The following is an 8,342-nucleotide window of genomic DNA, read 5'->3' on the forward strand; positions in this document are numbered from 1 at the left end:
TGTAGCGAAAGGGCGGGAGGGGTGTTGAAAGTCGCGGTTTGCGGGGCTGGAGCTGCTGTTTGGCGGTAACAAACCGCCCCAGGCACGGTTTCCGATTCGACTGCGGCACGGGCGATTTGGGGCGTCGGGCCAGGGGCTGGTGCGCGTCCCTAGCGTCGTCGTCGGGACGATGGCGGGGCAGAGTCCTCTCACCCAGCTACCGCCGTTCCCGCGAAGGCGGGCTCCGCTGAACTTCGGCGGAGCCGAGTACCCGGGGTTTCATCCAGGCCGGATGCTGAAGTCTCCCGGCTCCCGGCTCCCAATTCTCGACTCCCCACTCCCCACTCCCGATTCCCGATTCCCGATCCCGATCCCGCGCCCAAAACAAAACGGGCCCGAAGGCCCGTTTCGTCCGATCTCCCCAATCTGAAGGATCCCCCCGGATCCGACGATCGGTCGGATCAGTAGTTCATGTTCGCCGTCCAGTAGGTCTCGATCTGCTTGACCAGCGCGTCCGGCAGCGGCACGTAGTCGAGCGTCTTGGCCTGCTGGTCGCCGTTGGCGTAGACCCAGCGGAAGAATTCCTTGGCGTTCTTGGCGCCGGCGGCGTTCTTGGGCTGCTTGTACATCAGGATGAAGTTGGTCGCGGTGATCGGCCAAGAGTTCTCGCCCGGCGCATTGGTCATGACCAGGTAGAAGTCCTTGGCGTCGGCCCAGTTGGCGCTGGCGGCGGCGGCCGAGAAGGTCTCGTCGGTCGGCAGCACGAAATTGCCGTCGGCGTTCTTCAGGCGCGAGTACGCCATCTTGTTCTGCAGCGCGTACGACAGCTCGACATAGCCGATGCCGCCCTGGATCTGCTTGACGTAGGCGGCCACGCCTTCGTTGCCCTTGCCGCCGATGCCGGTCGGCCACTTGACCGCGGTGCCTTCGCCGACCGAGCTCTTCCAATCGCCGCTGACCTTGGACAGGTAGTTGACGAAGTTGAAGGTCGTGCCCGAACCGTCGGAACGGTGGACGACGGTGATCTTCTTCGCCGGCAGCTTCAGGCCGCCGTTGAGGGCGACGATCGCCGGGTCGTTCCACATGCTGATCTTGCCGAGGAAGATGCCGGCGAGGGTCGCGCCGTCGAGCTTCATCGCGCCCGAGGCCACGCCCGGCACGTTGATCACCGGCACCACGCCGCCGATCACCGACGGGAACTGGGCTAGGCCGAACTTGGCGAGCTCTTCGGGCTTGAGCGGGGCGTCGGAGGAACCGAAGTCGACCGTCGCGGCCTTGATCTGGGCAATGCCGCCGCCGGAGCCGATCGACTGGTAGTTCACTTTCTTGCTGGTCGACTTGGCGTAGTCGGCCGACCACTTCGACATCACGGGATACACGAACGACGCGCCCGCGCCGGTGACGTCGGCGGCCTGGGCGTTGACGGCGAACGCGGTCGCGAGGGCGAGTGCGGTCAGGCGGAAGGACAGAGACTTGAACACGGTGAGCTCCTGAAGAGAGACGGCTGGCACGAATCCGTTGCGGCGAATTTCATAACGGTTCGATGACAGTCACGAGGCGAAAACATGACAGAGACGTGACATCCCTTTCTTTCCGACGCACGGTGCGCGCAAAAGAAGGGCGCGGCCTAGGCCGCGCCCGTAACGATCGTTGCCGATCGAGGGGGAGAGATGTCCGATCGGAGCGGTAAGCCGCGGCTTACCAGTAGAACTGCACGCGCGCCGAGATCACGTTCGGGCTGTCGTCGACGACGCGGTTGAAGGTGCGGTTGTTGTAGGCCGCGGTCTGCGAGTAGGTGGCGCTGGTCTTGCCGATGTAGCGCGAGCTGTCGACGATCGAGTAGTCGAGCATGAACTTGAAGTTCGAGCGCCAGTACCAGTTCACGCCGACCGTCCAGGCGTCCATTTCGCCGCCGAGCACGCCGTCGACGATCGGAGCGGCGGTCGGGGTCGCGCCCGGGCGCAGCGAGCCGTCGTTGAGGTCGATCTTGTCGTAGCGCAGGCCGACCTGCCACATGCCGCTGGCGGGCTCGTCGGGCAGCGGGGTGGTCGGCACGCCGCCCTTGTAGCCCCAGGTCTCGCCGGTGATGTTCCACACGCCGCTGACGTAGAAGCTGTCGCCGCTGAACTTCTTGCCCGGCTGGGCGATGGAGCGGGTGGCGTAGCGGTCGAATTCCGAACGCATGTACTCGGCCTGGACCTTGACCGGGCCGTGCACCCACATCGCCTCGGCGCCGATGGTGTTCTGGCGGTCGACGTTGAGCAGGTTACCGGTGTCGACCAGGCGGCCGGCCGCGAGGTCGACCTGCGGACGAGTGCGGATGCGCACGGTGTCGGCGTCGGTGTCGAGGTTGACGTAGGACAGGCCGAAGTGGAGGATGTTGCCCTTCTCGTTGATCGGCGCGAAGGTGCCGCGCAGGCCGTAGCCCGAGCCGTGGGCGAGGTTACGGGTCAGCTCGCGGCCGAAGTAGCTCGCGGTCAGGCTCCAGTCGTTGGTGCCGTAGCTGTAGGCGGCGCCGAGACGGCGCGCCACGCCGAAGGTGTTGGTCACCATCGCCTTGGAGATGAAGTCATTGTTCTTGGTCGAGGACAGCTCTTCCAGGCTGTTCGGCTGCTTGTACTGGCCGACCTGGATGTAGTGGTTGGCGTTGCCGCCGAGCTTGTACTTCAGATTGACGTCGAGGAACTTGTCGGCCTTGGCGTCGTAACCGGCGACCCACTCGATGTTGCCCGGGCCCTTGCCCTTCAGCACCAGCTCGGCGCGGCGCAGTTCGTTGTCGTTGTCTTTGCCGTCCGGCACGTCGGCGTTGAGGTTGAGGACGTCGCTGTTGAAATCGTTGTAATCCGCCTGCAGCAGACCTTCGAAGGTGACTTCCGAGTCGCCGATGACGTCGAGTGCGATTTCGGCGTGCGCGGCGGGCGCTGCGAGAGCGGCGAACAACGCGACGGCAAGGGTGTTGCGGGAGAGTTTCATGGTCTAGCCCTGAGGCGTGGAGTGATGGCGCGCAGGCTAGAGTGTGAAAGTTGCGTAAATGTGACAGATCTGACTTATTTCGCAGGCATGACGCTGCGATGACGCTCGCGCAAGCACGGTGCACCGGTTGGATTTTCTTTTTAAATCAAGCCGCTATGGGCTCGGGTTCGCCGGGCGTTTTGTCTGTGAAGCGGCACAGATCACGGATCGCGCAGTGCGGGCAATCGGGCTTGCGTGCCTTGCAAACGTAACGTCCGTGCAGGATCAACCAGTGATGCGCGTCGTGCAGATAGTGCGCGGGCACCGCCTTGAGCAGGCCGTCCTCGACCGCGCGCACGTCCTTGCCGGGCGCCAGGCCGGTGCGGTTGGAGACGCGGAAGATATGGGTGTCCACCGCCATGGTCGGTTCGCCGAAGGCCGTGTTGAGCACGACGTTGGCGGTCTTGCGGCCGACCCCGGGCAGGGCTTCGAGCGCGGCGCGGTCGTGCGGCACCTCGCCGCCATGCAGGTCGATGAGCTGTTGCGACAAGGCGATCACGTTCGCGGCCTTGGTGTTGAACAGGCCGATCGTGGCGATGTAGGGCTTGAGCCCGTCGACGCCGAGCGCGGTGATCGCCTGCGGCGTGTTGGCGACCGGAAACAACTTGCGCATGGCCTTGTTGACGCCGACGTCGGTGGCCTGCGCGGACAGCACCACGGCGACCAGCAACTCGAACGGCGTGCTGTATTCGAGTTCGGTGGTCGGCTTCGGGTTCAACGCCTGCAGGCGCGAGAACATCTCCTCGATCTCGGCCGGAGCGAGACGGGCGACGCGTTTTTCGGCCGGTTTCGCGGTCTTTTTTGCCGCCGGCTTGGTCGTGGCGGGTTTGCTTGCGGCGCGCTTGGCCGGGGATTTCGCAGCAGGTTTTGCGACGGCTTTCTTGGCGACTTTTTTGGTCGCCTGCTTGAGCGTCTTGCTGGCGGCGTTCCTGGCGGGCTTGGCGGCGGGCGGGGAGGTCTTGGCCATGCGGAGGGTCGGTCTCAGGTCGGTCCGCGCTGCGCGGCCTTGGCCTTGGCGCGGGCCAAGGCGGCCGCGGCGGCCGAAGGCAGGGCCGGGCGCTGCGTGGCGGGGGGAGAGGTGTCGGCAATGGTGTCGCCAACTGAATTATCGGCCGCGCTCGTGGGCGCAGGCGTCGCCGCGCGTTGTGCGGCGCGTTCGTCGGCGCGTCGCTGCAGACGAAGGTTGCGTGCGCGGTAACGTTCGCGCGCCGCCAGGGCGCGCACGCGCGCCTCGCGCGCGCTGCGCAGCGCCTGGGTGCAGGCGCCGGTGCACTGGCGACAGACGATGCCGTCGCCGTCGTCGAAATTCGCGCTCAACAAACCGAGCGCGATCGCGGCATCCAGGTCGTCCTGCGCCAGCGCCGCGACGATCGCGTGCGCCGCCGCGCCGCGCGCATCGGCGCAGCCGCAGCGGCAGGGCGCGGACGTGCGCTCGCTCACGTTCCGGCGAAGGCGGGCTTGCGCCGTTCGAGGAAGGCGGTGGTGCCTTCGCGCATGTCGTCGGTCGCGAACATCAGGCCGAACTGCGCGGTTTCGTATTCCAAACCTTCTTCGATCCCGCATTCGCCGCCGACCGCGATGCAGTCGAGCACGCCGCGCAGCGCCAGCGGCGCGGCCGCGGCGAGCTGTTCGGCGAGCTTGAAGGTCTCGGCCTCGAGTTCGGCCGCCGGCACCACGCGATTGACGATGCCCAGCTCGCGCGCACGCGCGGCGTCGATCGGGGCGCCGACCAGGCACAGCTCCAGGGTGGCGGCGCGGCCGGCCAGGCGCAGCAGGCGCTGGGTGCCGCCGAAGCCCGGGATCAGGCCGAGGTTGATCTCGGGCTGGCCGATCTTGGCGTTGTCGGAGGCGATGCGCAGGTGGCAGCCCATCGCCAGTTCCAGGCCGCCGCCGAGGGCAAAGCCGTTGATCATGCCGATGACGGGCTTGGGCATCTTCTCGATCCGGCGCATCAGTTTCTGCCCGCGCTGGGAGAAGTCGCGGCCCTGGACCGGGGTCAGGGTGTTCATTTCCGAGATGTCGGCGCCGGCGACGAAGGCCTTGGGGCCGGCGCCGGTCAGGACCACGGCGCGCACGGCCGGGTCGGCGGCGGCGGCTTCGAAGGCGGCCAGCAGGGCGTCCAGGGTCGCGGCATTGAGCGCGTTCAGCTTGTCGGGACGGTTGACGGTGATCTGGCGCACGGCGCCGCGATCGGCGATCAGCAGGGGCGATTCGGTCATGTGATGGCCGTAGGATTCCGGGGGGATGGGGAGCGGCAGGCAGGGAACTCCGGCCCTGCGTCGCGGTCAGATCTCCGGTCGTCAGTGGCGGTTAAGCGCTGCCGCCGGTATCCTAACTCGTCCTGTCGGGCACTTACGACCGACCCAGGGCTTCTACATCGGGGCATGATTGGACTATGCCCCTAGCCGATCGGGGCGACGCAGTCGCCCCGTGCCATTACCGGAGATTCCACCGAATGAAGTTGCGTTTGATTGCTGCCGCCGTTGCGGCCCTGGCACTGACCGCCGGCAACGCCGTCGCGCAGGACACTTCTTCCGAGAAGGGCAAGCTGAGCTATGCGCTCGGTTACGACCTCGGCCGCAATGCCGTCGAAAGCGGTGAGCAGGTCGATGTCAACACGATCGTCAAGGGTCTGCAGGACGGCTATGCCAAGAAGCAGCCGTCGGTGCCGGTCGACCAGCTGCGCACTGCCGTGCAGAACATGCAGAAGCGCCAGCAGGACAAGGCCAAGGCCGAGTGGGACAAGGCCGCTGCCGAAAACAAGGGCAAGAGCGACACCTTCATCAACGGCAACAAGGCCAAGGCCGGCGTGAAGACGCTGCCGAGCGGCGTGCAGTACCGCATCATCGACACCGGTACCGGCGCCAAGCCGACCCAGGCCAGCACCGTCGCCCTGGAAGTCGCCGGTCCGTTCCCGTGGGGCCAGCGTCCCGAGCAGGCGCGTCCGGCCAACTCGATTCCGTCGATCAAGGTCAGCGAAATCGAAATGGCGGCGATGCGCGAAGTGCTGCTGCAGATGCCGAGCGGTTCGAAGTGGGAAGTGACCCTGCCGGCCGACAAGGCCTACGGCGCCGACCCGCGCACGCCGTACCCGCCGAACGTCGCCGTGCAGTTCGAAATCAAGCTGGTCAGCGTCAAGTAAGATCAGACAAGCGTCACAGACTTGCGCCGGCTAGCCCGGCGCAAGTCGTTTCTGGAGCGGGGCGGCGGGTCGAGCGATATCAGGACTCGATGCGCGGTGCCCGATGTTTCGCACGGCCTGCCGATCGCTCGGTCGGGCTTTACGAGGTCGCCCCGCCAGGCACAATGGCGGCATGGCCTCGGTGGACGATATGACGACATTCCGCGCGGTGCTGAGTCCGTGCATCGGTGTCTGCCAACTCGGCGACGACGGCCTGTGTTCGGGCTGCCACCGCACCACGGCCGAAATCGCCCGTTGGTCGCAGATGAACGACGATGAGCGCCTGCGCCTGATGGAAGTAGTGTTGCCACAGCGCGAGTCGAAGCTGCGGTGACCGCGCCTGCGCCAACACCGGCCTTCATGGGCGCCGACTTCCTCGACGGCGATTCGCGCGAACGCACCCGCCTGCTGGCGGCACTGCATCCGCTCGATGCCGCGCCCGAAAGCGACGGCTGGAACCTCGACGACCTGACCGGGCTGTTGCCCGACGACGCCTTGCATGCGCAGGCCGCGGTGCTGGTCGGCCTGGTGCTGCGCGCCGAGGGCGTGCAGGTGTTGCTCACGCGCCGCACCGATGGCCTGCGCCAGCACGGCGGCCAGGTGAGCTTTCCCGGCGGCCGCATCGAACCCGGCGATGCCGATGCGGTCGCGGCCGCCTTGCGCGAGACCGAAGAGGAAATCGGCGTGCCGGCCGCGTTGATCGCGCCGCTCGGTTTCCTCGACCCGCTGGTGACGATTACCGGCTTTCGCGTGTTGCCGCTGGTCGCGGTGATCGACCCGGCCTACGTCGCGCGGCCCGACCCGAACGAAGTCGCCGAGGTGTTCGAAGTGCCGCTGGCCTTCCTGCTCGACCCCGACAACCTCACCACGCGCACCCTCGAGTACAAGGGCCGCGCCCGCCACGTGCTCGAATACCGCTATCCGAGCCAACGCATCTGGGGCGCGACCGCATCGATGCTGTTGAACCTGCGGCAGCGATTGGAGACGACCCGATGAGCGACTGGACCACCCTCGTATCGGCCGAGGACCTCGCTGCGGCATTGGGCCGCGACGATCTGATCGTCGTCGACGCGCGCTTCGCTCTCAACGACAAGGCCGCGGGCGAAGCCGCTTATCGCCAGGCGCATGTGCCAGGCGCGCGTTACGCGCATCTCGACCGCGACCTGTCCGATCACCGCAAATCCGGCGGCGGCCGTCATCCCTGGCCCGAGGCCGACGATTTCACCGCCGCGCTCGGGCGCTGGGGCATCACCCCGCAGCACCAGGTCGTGGTCTACGACAACGGCGACGGCGCCCTGGCCGCGGCGCGCCTGTGGTTCCTGCTGCGCGTGCTCGGCCACCAGCGCGTCGCCGTGCTCGACGGCGGCTGGCAGCGTTGGACCGCGCTCGGCCTGCCGAGCGACGACCTCGTGCCGGCGCCGGCAGCGACCCGCTACGAAGCCAGCTATGACGCGCGTCGCGTGCTGGATGCGCAGGACGTGCGTTCCTTGCTCGATTCCGGCGGCCTGCTGATCGACGCGCGCGCCGGCGAGCGCTTCCGCGGCGAAGTCGAACCGCTCGACCGCGTCGCCGGCCACGTGCCCGGTGCGCGCAACCGCCCGTATGCGAACAACCTCGCCGATGGCCGCTTCAAGTCGAGCGAAACGCTCGCCGGCGAATTCGCGCCCTTGCTCGCGGGCCGCGCGCCGGCGCAGACCGCGGTGATGTGCGGCTCTGGCGTGACCGCCTGCCACCATCTGCTGGCGATGGCGCATGCCGGTTTCGACGGGGCGGCGTTGTATACCGGTTCCTGGAGCGGTTGGATCGAGGATCCGCAGCGGCCGGTGGCGATCGGGGACGAGTGAGGCGAGGGACGCGCAGTCGTCACAGCCATCAATCGAAGCTCCGAACCGCCGTAGGTGCTCTCCTGTAGGAGCGGCGTGAGCCGCGACCGCGGGACGCGCAGAAGCAACTGCGCCGATGCCACGCATCGAAGCGGCGTGCTTCCGCAGGGGTAGGAGCGGCGCGAGCCGCGATCGCGCTGCAACGGCTTTGCGGCGTTTCGCTCAAGCAAGATCAAGATCAAACGCCAAAAGTTTCCGCCACTAAAGCGGCGGGTTACTTTCTTTTGTCAAAAGCGACAAAAGAAAGTAACCAAAGAAAAACGCTTTCTCTTTGAATCACAGGCCCG

Annotated in this window: 7 protein-coding genes and 1 pseudogene; 3 read left to right on the top strand and 5 right to left on the bottom strand. The window is 66.9% G+C overall.

All coding sequences use genetic code 11. The features are described 5' to 3' along the window. Positions 1-440: 440 nt before the first annotated feature. From pstS to EX88_RS0102710, 5 genes are all read right to left on the bottom strand, one after another. Positions 441-1,460: a phosphate ABC transporter substrate-binding protein PstS gene (gene pstS / locus EX88_RS0102690; RefSeq protein ID WP_051884339.1), complete on the bottom strand. Its 1,020-nt coding sequence runs from the start codon at positions 1,458-1,460 to the stop codon at positions 441-443. 217 nt (positions 1,461-1,677) lie between these two features. Next, on the bottom strand, positions 1,678-2,952 hold the full coding sequence (locus tag EX88_RS0102695) for an OprO/OprP family phosphate-selective porin (RefSeq protein ID WP_031370475.1): 1,275 nt from the start codon (positions 2,950-2,952) through the stop codon (positions 1,678-1,680). Between the two features lie 145 nt (positions 2,953-3,097). Then, entirely contained in the window at positions 3,098-3,730 is a 633-nt protein-coding gene (gene nth / locus EX88_RS0102700) for an endonuclease III (protein WP_081930572.1), read from the bottom strand. 242 nt (positions 3,731-3,972) lie between these two features. After that, complete coding sequence (locus EX88_RS27365; protein ID WP_318025782.1) at positions 3,973-4,431, bottom strand: hypothetical protein; 459 nt, start codon at positions 4,429-4,431, stop codon at positions 3,973-3,975. After that, positions 4,428-5,210, bottom strand: coding sequence for an enoyl-CoA hydratase-related protein (locus tag EX88_RS0102710; protein ID WP_031370478.1), 783 nt, complete (start codon positions 5,208-5,210; stop codon positions 4,428-4,430). The genes EX88_RS27365 and EX88_RS0102710 overlap by 4 nt, the downstream gene beginning before the upstream one ends. 236 nt (positions 5,211-5,446) lie before the next feature. Here EX88_RS0102710 and EX88_RS0102715 point away from each other — a divergent pair, with 236 nt between their 5' ends. From EX88_RS0102715 to EX88_RS0102730, 3 genes and pseudogenes are all read left to right on the top strand, one after another. Beyond that, positions 5,447-6,133, top strand: coding sequence for an FKBP-type peptidyl-prolyl cis-trans isomerase N-terminal domain-containing protein (locus EX88_RS0102715; protein ID WP_031370479.1), 687 nt, complete (start codon positions 5,447-5,449; stop codon positions 6,131-6,133). A 172-nt stretch (positions 6,134-6,305) separates the two neighbouring features. Beyond that, a pseudogene (locus EX88_RS0102725) lies at positions 6,306-7,168 on the top strand (NUDIX hydrolase). Beyond that, positions 7,165-8,016: a sulfurtransferase gene (locus EX88_RS0102730; RefSeq protein WP_031370482.1), complete on the top strand. Its 852-nt coding sequence runs from the start codon at positions 7,165-7,167 to the stop codon at positions 8,014-8,016. Before EX88_RS0102725 ends, EX88_RS0102730 begins: the two are co-directional and overlap by 4 nt. Positions 8,017-8,342 lie beyond the last annotated feature (326 nt).

This window comes from Lysobacter antibioticus (genome assembly GCF_000731095.1).
Classification (GTDB): Bacteria; Pseudomonadota; Gammaproteobacteria; order Xanthomonadales; family Xanthomonadaceae; genus Lysobacter; species Lysobacter antibioticus_B.